The 16,658-nt window shown below is 65.4% G+C and carries 10 protein-coding genes and 2 rRNA genes (1 of these 12 running past the window's edge); 1 reads left to right on the top strand and 11 read right to left on the bottom strand.

Features of this window, described 5'->3' with window-relative positions; all coding sequences use genetic code 11:
• Window positions 1-61 precede the first annotated feature (61 nt).
• The 5 genes from IB228_RS18595 to IB228_RS18575 all read right to left on the bottom strand — a co-directional run bounded on the left by IB228_RS18595 (window position 62) and on the right by IB228_RS18575 (window position 7,936).
• Window positions 62-2,806, bottom strand: a complete 2,745-nt coding sequence (locus IB228_RS18595) for a serine/threonine-protein kinase (protein WP_192199493.1) — start codon at window positions 2,804-2,806, stop codon at window positions 62-64.
• A gap of 28 nt (window positions 2,807-2,834) precedes the next feature.
• A complete protein-coding gene (locus IB228_RS18590) occupies window positions 2,835-3,383 on the bottom strand; it encodes an ECF-type sigma factor (protein ID WP_192199492.1) in 549 nt (182 codons plus the stop codon).
• A 289-nt stretch (window positions 3,384-3,672) separates the two neighbouring features.
• A complete protein-coding gene (locus IB228_RS18585) occupies window positions 3,673-5,268 on the bottom strand; it encodes a YadA-like family protein (protein WP_192199491.1) in 1,596 nt (531 codons plus the stop codon).
• Window positions 5,269-5,405: 137 nt separating this feature from the next.
• Complete coding sequence (locus tag IB228_RS18580; protein ID WP_192199490.1) at window positions 5,406-7,208, bottom strand: ATP-binding protein; 1,803 nt, start codon at window positions 7,206-7,208, stop codon at window positions 5,406-5,408.
• Window positions 7,209-7,228: 20 nt separating this feature from the next.
• Complete coding sequence (locus IB228_RS18575; protein ID WP_225562546.1) at window positions 7,229-7,936, bottom strand: response regulator transcription factor; 708 nt, start codon at window positions 7,934-7,936, stop codon at window positions 7,229-7,231.
• Between the two features lie 195 nt (window positions 7,937-8,131).
• Between IB228_RS18575 and IB228_RS18570 the strand changes: the two genes are divergently transcribed.
• Entirely contained in the window at window positions 8,132-9,400 is a 1,269-nt protein-coding gene (locus tag IB228_RS18570; RefSeq protein ID WP_192199489.1) for an NAD(P)/FAD-dependent oxidoreductase, read from the top strand.
• Here the strand turns inward: IB228_RS18570 and IB228_RS18565 are convergent.
• The 6 genes from IB228_RS18565 to IB228_RS18540 all read right to left on the bottom strand — a co-directional run.
• On the bottom strand, window positions 9,394-9,861 hold the full coding sequence (locus tag IB228_RS18565) for a DUF1203 domain-containing protein (protein ID WP_192199488.1): 468 nt from the start codon (window positions 9,859-9,861) through the stop codon (window positions 9,394-9,396). The two genes, IB228_RS18570 and IB228_RS18565, sit on opposite strands and share 7 nt — an antisense overlap.
• Before the next feature lie 175 nt (window positions 9,862-10,036).
• Complete coding sequence (gene rpoH / locus IB228_RS18560) at window positions 10,037-10,915, bottom strand: RNA polymerase sigma factor RpoH (protein ID WP_183639575.1); 879 nt, start codon at window positions 10,913-10,915, stop codon at window positions 10,037-10,039.
• An 86-nt stretch (window positions 10,916-11,001) separates the two neighbouring features.
• A complete protein-coding gene (locus IB228_RS18555; protein ID WP_192199487.1) occupies window positions 11,002-12,729 on the bottom strand; it encodes an EAL domain-containing protein in 1,728 nt (575 codons plus the stop codon).
• 622 nt (window positions 12,730-13,351) lie between these two features.
• Complete coding sequence (locus IB228_RS18550; protein WP_192199620.1) at window positions 13,352-14,593, bottom strand: dipeptidase; 1,242 nt, start codon at window positions 14,591-14,593, stop codon at window positions 13,352-13,354.
• A gap of 88 nt (window positions 14,594-14,681) precedes the next feature.
• Window positions 14,682-14,796: ribosomal RNA gene (gene rrf, locus IB228_RS18545) — 5S ribosomal RNA — on the bottom strand.
• 122 nt (window positions 14,797-14,918) lie between these two features.
• A 23S ribosomal RNA gene (locus IB228_RS18540) occupies window positions 14,919-16,658 on the bottom strand; it runs 1,139 nt beyond the window's last position.

Raw genomic sequence — 16,658 nt, 5'->3', positions numbered from 1 at the left:
GCCTTCATCGCGCCGCCCGCTTTTTTGACAACGGCCCGGAGCCACCGCGGATGCGGGTACGTCACAATCGCGCCCGCGCCGCCTCCATCCGTTGCAGTTCCTGGGCGTGCGGACTGAGCTGTCGCCGCAATGGCGCCTCGGCGCTGGCCAACTCGCGTCGCGCGTTGGCGCTGTCGCCGGCGGCGAGCAACGCCTCCGCATACGGCACGCGCAACTGCGCGGTCACCACGCTGTCCGCGCCGGTGAAGCCGGTGGACATCGCCACCGCGCGTTTCCATTCCGCAACGGCCTCCGGAGCACCGCGCCGGCTGGCGATCTCGGCCAGCAGCGACTGCCGCTCCAGCGCCGCGGCGGGATTGTCGGCCGGCACATCCGGCAACGATGCCCGCGCCTCGTCCCACAGGCCCTTTCGCAGCAGCCATTCGGCCTGGACCAGCCGCGTGTTGATCCGCTCCGGCGAATCACTGTCTGCAACGAAGAATCCCTGCCAGGCGGGCAGCGCGCGTTCCATCAGCGCGCTGGCCTCCGGCATCCGTCCCATCCGCGCGAGCACGCGTGCCCAATAGACCTCGTTGCGGACCCGGGTGCGGTCCCCGGGAGGCCGGCGCGCGCGCCGTATCTCGGTCGCGACGCGGTACAGCGGTTCGGCGGCCGCCAGATCACCGCGCTGCTCCTCCAGCGTCGCCAACTGGCTGGCCACCACCGCATAGTCGATGCTGTCCCGGCCGAGGACCCGTTCGGTGATGCCCAAGGCTTCGCGATAGTGCTTGCCGGCGCCGATGTAATCTCCGGATTGCTGCAGCACCATCGCCAGTTTCATTTCGGTATCGGCGGCACGCTCGCTCTCACGGCCGATCAGCGCCTCGGCCAGCGCCACGTTCTCGCGCAACAACCCCGCCGCTTCGGTGAAGCGTCCCCGTGACCCGAGCACCATCGCCAACCCTTGCCGGCTGTTGTGCAGGGTCACGCTGCGCGGGGCCTGCCGCACCTTGATCGCCAGCGCGCGCCGATAGTGGGATTCGGCCGCTTCGGCATCCCCTTCCGTGCGGTACAGCAATGCCATGTTGTGCAGCAGCCCGGCGGTTTCCAGCGCGTCCGGGCCGTACACCTGCAGATGCAGTTTCAACGCCTGCGCGTAGGCGGCCCGGGCACCGGGAAAATCCACCGCGGTCTTTTTCGCCAAGCCCAGCACGTTGTAGGAATCGGCGAGTGCCGCCGGCGTGCGATCGTGCGCCATGCGCAGAGACAGTGCCTGCTCGGCGGCCACCAGCGCGTCATCGGCACGCATCTGGTTGCTCATCAGCGTGGACAGATGGCTGTAGGCCTGCGCCGCCAGATCGGGGCGGCCGAGCGAAGGCTGCCGCAGGGCTTCGCCGGCCTGCCGGAGCATGGCTTCGGCGCGCTCGCGCTCGCCCAGATTGGCATAGGCGCGGCCCAGGACCAGGCGCATGCGCGCCAGCACCGCGGGACTCTGCGCCAGTTCGGCGTCCACCTTGGCCACGCCCACATCGAGCACATTGCGCGCGGTGGGTTCTTCGGTGCCCTTCGCGCCCCGCATGCGCGGGTCCGCGGCATTGAAGGTATCCACCAGGAAGTCGCTGACCTGTTCCGCCGTGGCCGCCTCGCGTTCCGCGCGATCACGCTCCATTTCCAGGCGGGCGACGAACAGCAGCGCGGCCACCGACGCGGCACCGGCCAGCGCGACCGCGCGCCAGTGGCGCCGCCCCCAGCAACGCAGGCGATAGGGAAACGTCGCGGCGCGCGCGCTGACCGGCTGGTGGCCGCGATGACGCAGGAGATCGCCGGCGAGCGCTTCCACCGAGGGATATCGCCGCGCCGGATCGATCGCGCAGGCACGCATCACGATGGCGTCGAGATCGCCTCGCAGGCGACGCCGCCAGGCGCAATCCGGCGCTGCGGCTTCACTGGGCTTGGCGACGGGCTGGAACGCGTCATGGAGACCACGCTCGATGCGCTGGCCCGACAGCAGTTCCGCCAGCAGTACGCCGAGGCTGAACACATCGCTGGCCGTATTCACGGGTGCGCCGCCGCTGCGCAGCTCCGGACTGGCATAGGCCGGCGTGCAGAAGCCCGCCGCATCGTCACCGCCGGCGGCACCCATCCAGCGGGCAATGCCGAAATCCAGCAGCACCGGCTCGCCATCCGCGCGAACCAGCACATTGCTGGGCTTGAGATCGCAGTGGATCACCAGTTGCCGGTGCGCCGCCTGCACCGCGTCGCAGACCTTCAGGAACAACGTGATGCGTGCGTCCAGATCCAGCCCGTGCGCGTGGCAATACGCGTCCAGGGCGACGCCGTCGACGTACTCCATCACCAGATAGGGCTGCCCGGCCGGAGTGGTGCCGCCGTCGTACAGGCGCGCGATGTTGGCATGCCGGAGTTCGGCCAGGATCTGCCGCTCCGCGATGAGTCGCTGCACCAGGGCGGGGTCGGCGAGCGCGCTGCGCAGCAGTTTGATCGCCACGCACTGCCGGAACGATTCGTCGTCGCGCTCGGCCACGAACACCGTGCCCATGCCGCCGCTGGCCAGCCGGCGCATCAGGCGCCAGGGGCCGATGCGATCGCCGACACTCAGTTCGGGTTCCGGCGAGGCGCTCAGCAGATCACGCAAAGGCTCCAGCGCGCGCTCGAAGCTGGCGGTGCGCGCCCGCAGCATCGCCATCGCCTCTTCGATCAGGGCCGGATCATCGCTGACGCGTTCCAGCTCCTCCCGCCATCGGGAGGGCGGCAGATCGCAGACGGATTCGAACAGGTGCCGCAACGACTCCCAGTGCACGGATTCCATCGTCTCCCCCGTGGGGCCGCATGGCCGGTCAGGCCAGCTCCTTGCGCAGCCAGGCCTTGGCCACTTTCAGGTCGCGGTCGATGGTAGAGGGAGAGACCCCCAGCACACAGGCGATTTCGTCACGTTCCATGCCACCGAAATAGGCCATTTCCAGGCCCTGGGCCGCCCGTGGATCCCGACGGGCCAGCCGCTGCAGCGCCAGATCCAGCGCCAGCACGTCGAACGCCTCGTTGCCGGCGACCGATTCGGCGTGCGACAGCGTGAGCACCGCGACTTCACCGCCACGTTTCTCGGCCAGTTGCACGCGCGCGTGATCGACCATCACCGCGCGCATCTTCAGTGCCGCCATCGCGAAGAAATGCGCCCTGTCCTGCCAGTCGATCTCGTTGCCGAGCAGGCGCAGCATCGCTTCGTTGACCACGGCGGTCGGCTGCAGGGTGTGGCTTGCGCCATGCCGATGCCAGCGCATCCGAGCCATTTCGCGCAGGGTGTCGTAGACGTCGGACAACAGGCGATCCCGCGCCATCGCGTCGCCGGCACGCCAGCCCTGCAGCAGGCGGGTGAGGTCGTCTCCCATCGCCCCTCCATCACGACCCGGCAAAGAGGCCGCGTGCATGGTAGCGAAGTTCTTCGGCATGGCGCATTGCATGGAGGAAAGAACGGGAATTTTTCCTGCCGGCGGCCAATGCCGCCGACACCCGCGATCGGCAGGCGCGCCGCGCCCGTTCCCGGCCTGCGCCAGGGCCGCGTCATCACGAACCTGTCCGCGCGTTGTTTCCCGGGATATCTCCTCCTGGCGGCCATGCCCGCCGGGTGTTCTCCAGCCGAAATGTGGAGTGCCCGCCCGTGCATCCCGTTCCGATTTGCTACCAGCTGAATCCCGCGCCGGCCGATACGCTCTTCTCGCCGCCGCCGAACGCCGCGCCAATCGAAACGCTGGCGCGGTTTCCGACCACGCGCTGGTAGCCGATCGCCATTGCCTGTTCCCCGCCTTGCGAACCGACGCCCACGCCGACCCGGTTCCTGCCCGCGAGACCGGCGGTGTTCATGGCCATGCCGGCATAGGCTCCGCTCATCGCGGCCATCTTGTCGATCCGGCGATCCATCTGGTTGATGCGACGATCCACGTCGCCGCGGAAAGCCTCGAAATCGTCAGCCAGTCCGGTGAGTTCGGAGAAGCGGGCATCGGTATACGCATTCGCGGAGGCAAGCGTCGCCGCATCGCCGGCATCGGCGTGGTCGCGGGCGGCATCCAATGTCCGCGCGTCACCCGCGTCGGCATGACTCCTCGCCGTGTTCAAGGTCTGCGCATCGCCCGCATCGGCGTGATTCCTCGCCGCGTTCAACGTCTGTACGTCACCCGCATCGGCGTGACTCATCGCCGCGCTCAACGTCTGCGCATCGCCCGCATCGGCATGGCTCATCGCCGCGCTCAACGTCTGCGCATCGCCCGCGTCGGCATGGCTCATCGCCGCGCTCAACGTCTGCGCATCGCCCGCGTCGGCATGGCTCATCGCCGCGCTCAACGTCTGCGCATCGCCCGCGTCGGCATGGCTGTTGGCGGCCGTCAACGCGTTCGCGGTCGCGTTGTCGGCGTAAGCCTGGGAGGCGGCGTTGCCCGCCGCCATGTCACTGCGGACAGCGGCTTCCCGCGCGTCGGCATAGCCATTGGCCGAGGCCAGTGTCGCGGCGTTGCCACTGTTCATCTGCGCAACATTGACCGCGTCGTTCGCGGCGGTGCCCGCCGCGACATGGGTCACGCGGCGCTGGGATGATGCGGATCCCACCGAGACGACGTTCGCCTCGCCGCCATCGTTGCTGCCGGCACCCAGTGCCACCGAATTGCCACCCGTGGCGCTGGCGCCATTCCCGAGTGCGGTGTTGCCATTCGTTCCCGCTGTCCCGGTTGCCCCAGGGAAGCCGCAGCACATGTCAGCGCCATTCCCTCCCGATCCGGCCACGCTGTTGTTGCCCAGCGCGATGTTGTCATTGCCGCCGCTCCCACCCATGCCCCCTGTGCCCCCCGCGACACCCTCGCCGCCGCCGCCGCCCAACCCGGCCTGGCTGTTCTGGCCGATCGCGATGTTGCGTGATCCCCCGGTTCCACCCACGCCACCGTTGCCGCCCGCCGTGCCGTTGGCGCCCGTGCCGCCGTTGCCCGACTGGGCGCCGTTGCCGATGGCCGTGTTGCCGGTGCCACCGGCACCACCGGCCGAGCTGGTCCAGCCAGGCTGATTAGGACCGGGCTGGCCAGCATTGCTCGCGGAACTCCCCGTGCCGCATGCAATGTCCTGGCTGCCGGGATTCTGGGTGCAGGGCTCGGTTCCGGTTCCGCCGGTCGCTTGCGCGAACGCTGTGGGCATCGGCAGCACCAGGGCCGCAGCCAGAAGTACGCCGCAGACCCCGGGTACGAGAACGGAAACCGTCGGGAATCGGCGGCGGACAGTGTGGACGGAATCCATGGGGGCGCTCCAGCGTGACGGACGGTTTCCCCCGGAAGACGTCTCGTCTTCCCGGGCGCGCAAGAGCGTGCCCTTCGCCGTCCGCATCGGACATCCCCGGAATCAGGTAGTCCCCTGTCGACGCATGCAGGCCTGGCTCAGGCCAGCAGTGGAAACTCCAGCCGCAGTCGGGTACCCCCGGTGTTCGATTCGATGCGGAGCTGCCCGCCGAGGCGCTGGGCGCGCGCCCGCATGCTGCCCAGCCCGGCACCGGGGGCCAACCCATCGCCCTCGCCCGCCAAGCCCTGTCCGTCGTCCTCGATATGCAACTGCAACCGGTCATCCGCCCTCGCCAGGCGGACATTCACCTGGCGGGCCCGGCTGTGCTTGAACACGTTGGTCAGCGCTTCCTGCAACAGCCGCATCAGGTCCAGGCTGCGCGCGGGACCGAGTTCGATGCCGTCCAGTCCTTCCAGTTGCCACCGGCTGTCGATATCGGCGGTTTCCAGCAATCGGCCCAACCGGTGCCGCAGCGGCGCCAGCTGCGCCGCCAGTGCCGCCTGCTCCCGCGCGGTACTGTCGATCACCAGTCGCAGGTCGTCACGCATCTCCTTCAGCGTGCCCACGATCTGCGCCTTGGTCGTGTCTTCCGGCGCGTTCTCCAGTTGGGCGATGGCGCCCACCAGGGTGCCGCCGAAACCGTCGTGCAGATCGCGCACCAGTTGCAGGCGTTCTCCCGCCCGGCCATGCGCCAGCTCCAGCGCGTGCTGCTGCGACAGCGTGTCCGACAGGCGCGACGTCGCCGCCGCCACTTCCTGTTGCAGCTCCTCGTTGAATCCTTCGATGCGCCGCATCGCGGCGACGAAGCGGTGGGACAGGACGAAACCGATGCCGATCAGCGTCAACACCGAGGTGAGGCTCAGCAGATAGGTGTCGCTGTGCACCCAGCCGAAGAACAGGGCGAAGTCATAGAAAGACACCAGCACCGGCAACAGCAGGCAAGCGGCCAGCACCAGGAAATCGATCCGCCGCCGCCGCCACGCCTGCGCCAGGAAGTAGCCGATGCCGAGGTAGAAGAACAGGCCTCCCAGCACGATCCACGGCGTGCGCGCCGGTCCCATCCAGCCCGGCGCCAGCAGGGCGGTTGCGACCGCGGCCACGCTCGCCAGCGCCATCATCGTCTCGATGCGCGGAAACCGCCGCTCCGCGTAGCGGAACAGGAACATCGTGTAGCTCGCGCCGGTCACCAGGTACATCGCCGCCACGAACGCCTGCCAGCCGTCGGTCGTGGTGAACGGCCAGGGACTGGAAACGATGTAGTTCGCGCCGTACAGCGATCCCGCCAGCTCCGACAGGGCGAACCAGCCGTAGACCGAATCCTGGCGACGGAACAGCCACAACATCAGGAACAGGCCGCCCATCACCACGCTCATGGCGACGTTGATCAACTTGATGTCGTGGCGCGCGAAACGTTCCTGTCGATACAACGCCTGCACGGCAGCGGGTTCGCCCACTGTCACGGTACCGAATCCGGGCTGGTAGGCCGAAAGGCCCGAAACCCGCACCATCAGGGTGTTCTCGCCCTGGCGCAGCAGCGCCGCCGGAATCAGTTGGTAATACGGCGCCACCCAGGCACGTGAAAGCGGCTCTATAAGACTCGGGTCGCGCGCCACCAGATTGCCGTTGACGTAGATCGCGCCTGACAGGCAGATGTAGTTCACCAGCAGGCCGATGGGCTGGCGGGTATCCGCCTGTTGCCATCGCAACCGATACCAGACGACGCCATCATGATCCGGCCAGCGCGTGTCCCAGAAATCGACCAGTTGCACGGGCTCCCAGCCACTGTCCGGCGGCGCGGATTCCTGCCAACCGGAACGCACCGCCTCGGCGCGATCGATCGTCACCATCTGGACCGGTTGCGCCCCCACCAATCCGGACCACAGCAGGCACCACAGAAGCATCCAGACACGTCCATGCAATCTCACGGCAGCAGCCCCATCGCCCGGGCTTCGAAGACCGCCGCCGTGCGCGAGCCGACCGCGAGCTTGCGATAGATGTTCTTGGTGTGGCATTCGATGGTGAGACGGGACAGCGACAACAGATCCGCCATCTCGCGATTGCTGAACCCCTGCGCCACCAATCCCAGGATTTCGCGCTCGCGATCGGAGAGGGAAGCTTCCTGTCGCGCTTCTCGTGTGGTCGAGGCGGCGGGCGCCGCCATGGCCGCCGGCAGCAACGCCAGGATGCGGCGAGCGATCATCGGATCGATGGGCGCACCGCCTTCACGCAGGCTTTTCAGGGACATCAGGATCTCGGCGTCATCGCGCTCCTTCAGCAGATACCCGACCGCACCCGCCCGCACGCCCGCGAGGATGATTTCCTCCTCCGCCCAGGCGGACACGATGACCGCCTGCGTGCCCGGTGCGTGTTGCTGCATCCAGGCGATGAGGTCGATGCCGCTGCCATCCGGCAACTGCACGTCCACCAGCGCCAGCGCGAAGGGGTGTTCCCGCAGGCTCGACCGCGCGGACGCCAGGCAATCGACGTCCACGATCCGCGCGTCCGGTTCGGCGATCCCGGCCACCAGCCGTGAAATCCGGCGGCGGACGACAGGATCGTCCTCGATGACCAACACTGCATCCAGTGTGATCGGCTGTGGCTGCATCATTCCCCCTGCACCGTCGCACATTTGTCGGCTCCGGCGGCCAAGTCTAACTTGGACCGGGATGACCCGCGCATGCACGGGTGCGTGCTTCCGTCTTGCGTATGCCCGCGTCCATGCCAGAATTCCCTGCATGGATACCGTCGCTCTCCTCCCGTCGACGTTGCCGTCGGCACCTGTCCGGCATCATTCCTGGGCCGCGCACGCCCGCGGAGGGCTTCGATGAGCGCTTCCCGTCCCCACGTCGTCATCATCGGCGGGGGTTTCGCCGGCTTGTGGGCGGCCAGGGCGCTGGCCAAGGCGCCGGTGCGGATCACCCTGATCGATCGCCGCAACCATCACCTTTTCCAGCCGCTGCTCTACCAGGTGGCGACCGCCGGCCTGTCCGCGCCCGACATCGCCGCGCCGTTGCGCCACATCCTGCGCCGCCAGGCCAACGTGGAAGTGCGACTGGCCGAGGTCACCCGGGTGGACCCGCAGTCACGCCGGCTGCAACTGGGTGATGCCGGCTCCCTGGGCTATGACTACCTGCTGCTGGCCACCGGCGCCACCCATGCCTACTTCGGCCACGACGAGTGGGCCAAGCACGCTCCCGGCCTGAAGACGCTGGACGATGCGCTATACCTGCGGCGTCACCTGCTGGTGGCATTCGAACGGGCCGAGGCCGAGCCGGATCCGGCGCGCCGCGCCGCCTGGCTGAATTTCGCGATCGTCGGCGGCGGTCCCACCGGCGTGGAACTGGCCGGCACGCTCGCGGAGATCGCGCGGCATACGCTGAAGAACGAATTCCGCAACATCGACCCGGGTGAGGCGCGCGTGCGCCTGATCGAAGCCGGTCCGCGTGTCCTGGCCTCCTTCCCCGAAGATCTGTCCGCGCGCGCGCGTCGCCAGTTGGAAAAGCTGGGGGTGGAAGTCAGCACCGGCGTTCCGGTCACCGCCATCAGCGAGGCGGGTTACCAGCTCGGCGATGCCTTCGTGCCCGCCAGGACGGTGGTCTGGGCGGCGGGTGTCGCGGCTTCCCCACTCGCGCAATCCCTGCATGTCCCGCTGGATCGTGCCGGGCGCGTGATCGTGCAGCCCGATCTCAGTGTTCCCGGGTATCCCGACATCTTCGTCGGTGGTGATCTGGCCGTGGTGCAGAGCCAGGGTCGGCCCGTCCCCGGCGTCGCGCCCGCCGCCAAGCAGATGGGGCGCCACATCGCGGCGATGATCCGCGCACGAATGGCTGGCAAGCCCACCAGCGCTTTCCGCTACCGGGACTTCGGCAACCTCGCCACCATCGGCCGCATGGCGGCGGTGGTCCATTTCGGCCGACTCAAGCTGTCCGGCCTGCTGGCCTGGTGGTTCTGGCTGGCCGCCCACGTATTCTTCCTGATCGGATTCCGCAATCGGCTGGTCGTGCTGCTGAACTGGGCCTGGGCCTACTGGAGCTACCAGCGCGGCGCACGCATCATCTTCGGCGCGCCGGACAAGACATCTTCGGATCAGTGACGATCCGCGCGCGCGGCGAAACAGCCGGGACGCGCGTTGTGCACGTGCAGGTACGCCACGTCTTCGCGCTGGAAAAAGGACGCGATCAGCGGTTCCAGTTGCGTACCTTCCACGACTTCGGCCGCCTGCATCCAGCCATCCGCATCGTAGGCGCGGACCGATAGCAGGCGGCGCAGGAACGCCTCGGGAATCCGATCCTCGAATACCGCCGCCCGGGTCGCTTGCTGGCGTACGAATATCGGACCGCTCGCCCGGTACGGACCCGCCGCCCCATGGTGCTGGAACGGCAGCAGCAGGAGAGTCTCGCCGCTCCGCGCATCGTCCAGCGAAACCCGGCAGGGAAAACCCCGATCCTTGTCGGCGACCACGCGCCGTATCGACTGCGCGGCCAGCGCCGCGTCGTCCAGTGCCCACAGATGGGTGAACAGGTCGGGAGAGAGCCCAGTGATTCGGTAGGCCATGACGGAAGGTCCAGGGGGCGGAGGTGCAGCATCCTCCAGGCAACGTCGCGTCACCATCCGGTTCTTGCGCGGAATACCGCGTCCTTCACTCATCGATGGAGACGCAGCGTGGACAAACAAAACAAAACGGCCCCGTTTCCGGGGCCGTTGCTTGTTTCGTCGAAGCGCGCCGAAGTCAGGCGGCGAACAGCGCCTTCATCTTCTTCAGCGCATTGGCCTCGATTTGCCGGATGCGCTCGGCGGATACGCCATATTCGTCCGCCAGTTCCTGCAGGGTGATCTTGCTGTCGGCATCCAGCCAGCGGCGCTTGATGATGTCGCGCGAACGCTGGTCCAGGCCCGCCAGGCCTTCACGCAGCAGTTCCAGCTGGTTGTCCTCGCTGTCGGCACGCTCGTAGGCCTGCGACGGATCCTCGTCGCCCGCCATCAGGTAGCTCACCGGCGACGGCGGCGCATGATCATCGTCCTCGTCGCCAGGCGCATCGAAACCGATGTCGCGACCGGACAGGCGCGATTCCATTTCGAGCACTTCGCGCTCGGACACGTTGAGATCCTTGGCGACCGCGCTGACTTCCTCCGCGTTCATCCAGCCCAGGCGGGTCTTGGACTTGCGCAGGTTGAAGAACAGCTTGCGCTGCGCCTTGGTGGTCGCCACCTTCACGATGCGCCAGTTCTTGAGGATGAACTCGTGCATTTCGGCGCGGATCCAGTGCACCGCGAAGCTCACCAGGCGCACGCCCATGTCCGGGTCGAAGCGCTTCACCGCCTTCATCAGGCCGATGTTGCCTTCCTGGATCAGGTCACCCAGCGGCAGGCCATAGCCGTTGTAACCGCGGGCGACATGCACGACGAAACGCAGGTGCGAATGCACCAGCTCGCGGGCGGCGTCCAGATCTTCACCGTCGCGGAAGCGACGCGCCAGCGCCTGCTCGTCATCGACCGTGAGCACCGGAATCTGGTGCACGGCGCCGATATAGGCCTCGAGCGAACCGAGCGCGCTGGGGATGGGGAGGTTGTTCGCCACCAGGGCGGTGGCAGCAGTGTTCTGGCTCATGGGGCTCATCTTAGCAGTCGGGTTGTTCGACTGCTAACCGGTAAAAGAGTTCCCCATCATTCCGGCAGTGGAACGATGGGCGGAAATCATTCAGCTTCCGTAAGGGAAACGGAACCATGAGCGGGCTTCCGGCCACCAGCGATTTGCTTGGTCATTTTTCCTCTCATATCAATAGGTTGCAACATTCCCCGAGCGTCGCCGAACCAAGGCGGACGACTTGCCAGCGTGCCTGGCAGCGATGGTGCCGGCAGCGGCCGGGCAAACAGGTACCCCTGCAGGAAGGCCACGCCGTGGCGGGCCAGGGCATCCGCCTGGGCGGGGATTTCCACCCCTTCCGCCACCACGTCCAGGTCCAGGCGTTCGGCCAGATCCAGGATGGTCCGCAGTATCGGCGTGATGCCGTCCGGATCCGGCAATCGGGTAACAAAGCCCCGGTCGATTTTCAGCCGGTCGGCATGGAGCTCCTGCAGGTGACTGAGATTGGAATGGCCGACGCCGAAGTCGTCCAGCGCGATGCGCACGCCCAGTCGCCTGACTTCGTCGAGGACGGCCAGCACATCGGCGTCCGGAACGACACCCTCACGCTCGGTCAGTTCCAGGACCAGCGCGATCCGCCCGGGTGGAAACGCGGCAAGGAAGCGCCGGCAGTGTTCGGGCAGCCAACGCGCGGACAGATGCGCGGGGGTGATGTTGAAAGCGACATGGAATCCTGCCGGCAGCAGCGACAACATGCCGGCCAGTTCCCGGGCCGCACGAGACATCAGTCCCGCGGTCATCGGCAGGAGGAAATCGGAATGCTCCAGCTGCGGCATGAAGCGGTCCGGAGCCAGCAGGCCGCGCCCGGGATGCTCCCAGCGTGCCAGCACTTCCACACCCGCCCAGTTCCGATCCGCGCAGCGCACGATCGGTTGATAGAAAGGAACGAACTCGCCATCCCGGACCGCTCGCTGGAATTCCCGCTCCAAGGCCCGGTGGCGAATCGTCCAGCGATGGAACAGATAGCCCATTGGCATTCCGGCCAGCGCCATCAGCAGCCACGCTGCGGAGGATGGGCCCCGGGAATGCTTCGCCTGCTCGTCGCCGGCATCCGCGGCGATCGCCACCGGATGGCGTGGCGACGTGACCAGACGGGATTCCGCATTGGCATCCGGCGACAGCAGACGAATCCCGCCAGCGCGCTCCAGCCGCTTCGCACCTACCACCCAGGCCGATTCGCGGCCTTCCTGCAATGATTGGCGGACGTGCAACGCATCCAGCACGGCGATCGCATCATGAGGTCCTCGCGACAGGCGATACAGCAGCAAGGGGCGATCCGGCGCGACCTCGTTCCCGGCGACCAGCGTCACGGCATCATCGGAAAGCCCCATCGCCTCGATCGGCACGGCGATTTCGCCATACAGGGTGCTGCAATAGGCCATTCCATCGCGGGCCAGGACCAGCGATCGCGCCTGTGGCAAGGTCGCCGCTTTCAGCCGCAGCGCATCCACCACCTCCACGCAGTCGCCGGCGGCAAGCGGCAGGCTCGCATCCACGGTGGAATGAACCTGGTCCAGCATCGCCTCGAGCTTCGACATCGCGATGCGCCCGTGGTCGGCCTCCTGCTGCCCGGCCATCATCCACTGGATGTGGTGCCAGCCCAGGCCCAGCAAAAACGGAATTGAGACGATCAGCGCAACCGCACCCGCATGCAGGACACGGCGTGACAGTCTTGCGCAACAACGCTTCCGCACCGCCATCGCCGCCCCACGACCGCCCGCCGCCCGCCCGGTCCGGGCGGGCGCCACGGTATCGGCGGCGGGATGCGCAATATGCATGGGTCTGTCGGAGAGATTTCGCAGAGGGCACGGTAGCTGCGCATGAGGCAGGCTCAGGTCGTGGTTCCCGTGGCCAGGAAAGAGAGCGTCCAGGAAATGGCTGCCGAAGTTTCGACCGCGACTTCCGTGTCGCGGACTACACTTTCACCCAATGTGACTCACCGCAGGAATCGGACATTTCCGAAAAGGCAGTCGGAGGTGATGCTTCGCGTTCAATGACGAGTCATCGCGCTTGAATCGGCATCCCCAGCGGTTCTATTGAGAAAGGCCCCGATAGCGCGGAGCGGCCTGCCGACAATGCTGTTTGACGGATAGACGATCCATTGGCGCTCATTGTTCCGCCAAGCCGATGGAATTCGCACGACCTGCACTCGCCTGTCGTGCCGCGGATACTGAGGCATTGAAGAATGTGCGGATGGCACGGACGGCCGCGTGACGGCCACTTTGGAAAAAGCACGACGCCGCGCCCGCGGCGGCATCTCGTCGCGCTCGATGACCTGCCTCAAGGCGGGTCCGTGTTTGCTTCGACCAGCAACACTTCCGTGGGCGCGCTACTGCGCGCCCACGTCCCTTGCGAAGCCTGTTCGCGTGGTTAGCTTTCGATGGAAGGGAGTTGCTCGGGCTACCGCCGCATAGGCTCGGCTACCGCCTCGACCGCACGAAGCACGCGAAGCAGGTTGCCTCCCCAGATCGCGTGTATGTCGGCCTCGCTATAGCCTTCCTTGAGCAGGCGTTCGGTGATCTTCGGCAACGCCGCGACGTCCTCCATGCCGGCCACACCGCCACCGCCGTCCCAGTCCGCGCCGATCCCGACGTGCTGCGGACCCGCCACCTTCAGGATATGCAGCAGGTGCCGCATGTAATCCTCGAACGTGGCCTGTGGCACGGGGAATCGCTGGTCGATCTCCGCGCGCTCCTTCAGATAGGCCTGGACCTTCGCCTCGTCTCGCCCGCTTTCCTCGCCATACTTTTGCGAAAGCGCTTCAAGCGCGGCTTCGCGCTGCGGATGCTTGGGAATCGATATCAGATAGCCGCCATACGCGTTGACGTGAATCACGCCCCCCTTGGCCGCGAGCTTGCGGATGCGCGCATCATCGATGTTGCGCGGATGATCGAACATCGCGTCGGCACTGGTGTGCGACAGCACGATCGGCGCCTTGGAAAGCTCCAGCAACTGATCGAAGACCTGGTCGCTTGCATGCGATGCGTCCAGGATCAGGCCCAGGCGGTTGGCCTCAACCACCAGCGCCTTGCCCTTGGGGCTCAGGCCATTCCATTGCGGACCCGCGGCATCGGTGGATGAATCGCCAAAGTCGTTGTTCTTGACATGGGTGATCCCCAGCATCCGCAGGCCGAGCTTGTGGTAGAGCTCCAGCAGGCTCGGATCGCTGGCGAGCGGCGAGGCGTTTTCCATGCTGATGAAAGAAACGCGCTTGCCCGTGGCGGCGATGCGTTCGGCGTCGGCGGCGGTCGAGACCAGTTCGAAATCGGCCGCATTGGCGGCGATCATTTCACGAATCTCAACCAGTCGGGTCAGACCGTGGTCGCGAGCGGCGCGATTACCGGCCTCGTCGCGTGAACCCTGCTCGGTGTAGATCACCCAGAATCCGCCGTCCAGGCCACCTTCCTTCATTCGGGGCAGATCCACCTGCGATTGGTCACCGTCATGATCATGGCGATCGCGGATGCTCCAACCCGGACGCGAAAAATTCGCCGGCGTATCCAGGTGCGTATCCAGCACCAGCGCCGAATCGTGCGCCTGCCGCACCTTGGCCGGCGTGACCTCTTTGCCTGCCGCCCATGCGTGCGCGGTCAACGACATGCCTAGGGCGATGGCCAGAACACTTCGCTTCATTCCCCGGATCCCCTTTCTGTTAGGAAAGTCCGATTGTTGGCGATCAGCGGACAAGAAAAAACCCCCAGCCAATAGGCTGGGGGTTTTGGGGTAAAGCCCCTGGCGATGACCTACTCTTGCATGGCTTAAGCCACACTACCATCGGCGCAGCTGCGTTTCACTTCCGTGTTCGGGATGGGAACGGGTGGGACCACAGCGCTAATTTCACCAGGGAGACGGTTGGAGCGTCGCCATCCGAAGGGATGAGGCGCCTGTCTCACATAGGGTCTTGTGACGTAGCGGGCATTGGATTCTCATCGACGCTGCCGTCGAGTCCAAGGCCACTTGAGGTTATATGGTCAAGCCGCACGGATCATTAGTATCAGTTAGCTCAACGCCTTGCAGCGCTTACACACCTGACCTATCAACCACGTAGTCTACATGGTTCCTTCAGGGGGCTTGTGCCCCGGGAAGTCTCATCTTGAGGCGCGCTTCCCGCTTAGATGCTTTCAGCGGTTATCGCTTCCGAACATAGCTACCCGGCAATGCCACTGGCGTGACAACCGGAACACCAGAGGTTCGTCCACTCCGGTCCTCTCGTACTAGGAGCAGCCCCTCTCAAACTTCCAACGCCCATGGCAGATAGGGACCGAACTGTCTCACGACGTTCTGAACCCAGCTCGCGTACCACTTTAAATGGCGAACAGCCATACCCTTGGGACCGACTACAGCCCCAGGATGTGATGAGCCGACATCGAGGTGCCAAACACCGCCGTCGATATGAACTCTTGGGCGGTATCAGCCTGTTATCCCCGGAGTACCTTTTATCCGTTGAGCGATGGCCCTTCCATACAGAACCACCGGATCACTAAGTCCTACTTTCGTACCTGCTTGAGCCGTCGCTCTTGCAGTCAAGCACGCTTATGCCTTTGCACACAGTGCGCGATGTCCGACCGCGCTGAGCGTACCTTCGAGCTCCTCCGTTACTCTTTGGGAGGAGACCGCCCCAGTCAAACTACCCACCATACATGGTCCCCGACCCGGATTACGGGCCTAGGTTAGAACGTCAAGCACATCAGGGTGGTATTTCAAGGTTGGCTCCACCACAGCTAGCGCCATGGTTTCATAGCCTCCCACCTATCCTACACAGACGAACTCAACGTTCAATGTAAAGCTATAGTAAAGGTTCACGGGGTCTTTCCGTCTTGCCACGGGAACGCTGCATCTTCACAGCGATTTCAATTTCACTGAGTCTCGGGTGGAGACAGCGCCGCTGTCGTTACGCCATTCGTGCAGGTCGGAACTTACCCGACAAGGAATTTCGCTACCTTAGGACCGTTATAGTTACGGCCGCCGTTTACTGGGGCTTCGATCAAGAGCTTCGCCTTGCGGCTGACCCCATCAATTAACCTTCCAGCACCGGGCAGGCGTCACACCCTATACGTCCACTTTCGTGTTTGCAGAGTGCTGTGTTTTTGATAAACAGTCGCAGCGGCCTGGTTTCTGAGGCCCTCTTCAGCTCAGCTGCGCATGCAGCCACCAAAAAGGGCGCACCTTCTCCCGAAGTTACGGTGCCATGTTGCCTAGTTCCTTCACCCGAGTTCTCTCAAGCGCCTGAGAATTCTCATCCTACCCACCTGTGTCGGTTTACGGTACGGTCTTCGTGAGCTGAAGCTTAGGAGCTTTTCCTGGAAGCGTGGTATCAGTGACTTCGCTCTAAAGAGCTCGTCTCGGTGCTCGGTGTTAAAGGAACCCGGATTTGCCAAAGTTCCACACCTACCGCCTTTCCCCGGGACAACCAACGCCCGGTACACCTAACCTTCTCCGTCCCTCCATCGCACTCACGCGAGGTGCAGGAATATTAACCTGCTTCCCATCGACTACGGCTTTCGCCCTCGCCTTAGGGACCGACTAACCCTGCGTCGATTAACGTTGCGCAAGGAAACCTTGGGCTTTCGGCGTGCGGGCTTTTCACCCGCATTATCGTTACTCATGTCAGCATTCGCACTTCCGATACCTCCAGCAGCCTTCTCAAGCCACCTTCGCAGGCTTACGGAACGCTCCTCTACCGCGCACACATAAGTGTGCACCCCAA

Origin of the sequence: Pseudoxanthomonas sp. PXM04 (assembly GCF_014851695.1) — a bacterium.
Classification (GTDB): domain Bacteria; phylum Pseudomonadota; class Gammaproteobacteria; order Xanthomonadales; family Xanthomonadaceae; genus Pseudoxanthomonas_A; species Pseudoxanthomonas_A beigongshangi.
The sequence above is the reverse complement of the archived record's forward strand: the minus strand, read 5'-3'. Positions and strand labels throughout refer to the sequence as shown.

Bases quoted from the DNA above. Each gene is read 5' to 3' on its own strand.
- IB228_RS18595 (WP_192199493.1), bottom strand. From the start codon at position 2,806: ATGGAATCCGTGCACTGGGAGTCGTTGCGGCACCTGTTCGAATCCGTC.
- IB228_RS18590 (WP_192199492.1), bottom strand. From the start codon at position 3,383: ATGGGAGACGACCTCACCCGCCTGCTGCAGGGCTGGCGTGCCGGCGAC.
- IB228_RS18585 (WP_192199491.1), bottom strand. From the start codon at position 5,268: ATGGATTCCGTCCACACTGTCCGCCGCCGATTCCCGACGGTTTCCGTT.
- IB228_RS18580 (WP_192199490.1), bottom strand. From the start codon at position 7,208: ATGCTTCTGTGGTGCCTGCTGTGGTCCGGATTGGTGGGGGCGCAACCG.
- IB228_RS18575 (WP_225562546.1), bottom strand. From the start codon at position 7,936: ATGTGCGACGGTGCAGGGGGAATGATGCAGCCACAGCCGATCACACTG.
- IB228_RS18570 (WP_192199489.1), top strand. From the start codon at position 8,132: ATGAGCGCTTCCCGTCCCCACGTCGTCATCATCGGCGGGGGTTTCGCC.
- IB228_RS18565 (WP_192199488.1), bottom strand. From the start codon at position 9,861: ATGGCCTACCGAATCACTGGGCTCTCTCCCGACCTGTTCACCCATCTG.
- rpoH (WP_183639575.1), bottom strand. From the start codon at position 10,915: ATGAGCCAGAACACTGCTGCCACCGCCCTGGTGGCGAACAACCTCCCC.
- IB228_RS18555 (WP_192199487.1), bottom strand. From the start codon at position 12,729: ATGCATATTGCGCATCCCGCCGCCGATACCGTGGCGCCCGCCCGGACC.